At 66.1% G+C, this 1,352-nt stretch carries 1 protein-coding gene; it reads right to left on the bottom strand.

What is annotated here, in order from left to right:
• The coding region (locus AC1DZT_RS25295; protein ID WP_478009413.1) for an NAD-dependent succinate-semialdehyde dehydrogenase at window positions 1-1,352 on the bottom strand (1,352 nt) is incomplete at both ends.

Below are 1,352 nucleotides of genomic sequence, written 5' to 3'. Positions count from 1 at the left end.
CTCTGTCGTCTTTCGGCGATGGTTTTTGCGATGGTGTAGCTGCTGTGCATCTCGGGTCCGCCTTCGCGGCCGATGCCGCTGTCGCGGTAGCCGCCGAAGGGGGCTTCGGCGCCCGGGCTTGTGAAGCAGTTCAGCGCGATGGAGCCGGCTTGCAGTTCATGCGTCAGGTGATCGGCGGTGGCCATGTCATTGGTGAAGACAAAGCCCGCCAGACCCGTCTCCAGGCTGTTGCCGATCGCCAGCGCCTCCTCCATCGAGTCGACCGAAACGCAGGGTGCGATCGGGCCGAAGGTCTCGTCCGTCATGATCTTTGCATCCAAGGGCACGTCGGCCAGAACCGTGGGTTGGAAGAACCACCCCCGGTTGCCCAGACGCGCACCGCCGGCCGCGATGCGCGCGCCGCGCGCCGTGGCGTCGGCGACAAAATCCTCCATCGCGATCAGACGGCGGCGGTTGGCGAGCGCGCCCATCTGGACGCCTTCGGTGAAGCCGTCGCCGACCTTCCAGGCATCGGCCTCGCGCGCCAAAGCCTCCACAAAGTCACCGTAGACGCTTTTGTGGACCAGAAACCGTGAAGCGGCCGAGCAGAACTGGCCCGCCATCCGGTATTTCCAGTTGGCCGCCAGCTTGGCCACTTCGTCCGGGTTCACGCCCTGATCGATCAGCACCGGCGCATGGCCGCCGAGCTCCATCAGTACCGGTTTCATGGTTTCCACCGCCAGCCGCGACAGCTGCTTGCCGACATGGGTCGAGCCGGTCAGCGTCACGAGGCGCGTGATCGGCGAAAGGACCAGCGCGCGCGAAACCTCATCCGAGTCGCCAAATACAAGGTTCAGCACGCCCTTGGGCAGGCCAGCATCGAGGAAACACTGGGCAAACAGGCAGGCTGTGGCTGGCGTTTCCGATGAAGGCTTCAGGATGATCGAACACCCCGTCGCCAAGGAGGCGCTGATCTTGCGCGAGGGCGCGCTCATCGGCACGTTCCACGGCGTGAAGGCCGCGACCGGGCCTACTGGCTCGCGGATGACAAACTGCTGGAACTGGCCCTCGCTGGGCACGATGCGGCCGTAGTTGCGTTTCAGCTCTTCGGAATCCCAGTCCAGGAAGGTGGCCGAGCGTTCGATCTCGTTGCGCACCTCGGTCAGGGTCCGGCCGGATTCCAGCACGAAGATCGGCGCGATCGCCTCGGCCCGTTCACGCACCAAGGCCGCCGCCCGGCGCATCAAAGCCGCGCGCGCCGAGGGCAGCGTCTTGCGCCAGACCTCAAACCCGCGCGCCGAAGACTGCAAAGCCGCCTCCAGATCCGCCGCACTCGCCCGCGGCACGGTGCCCAGAATGGCCTCCGTCGAGGG

Source organism: Rhodobacter sp. P1_C2, from assembly GCF_056406375.1.
This window is presented reverse-complemented; position numbering and strand designations above follow the sequence as displayed.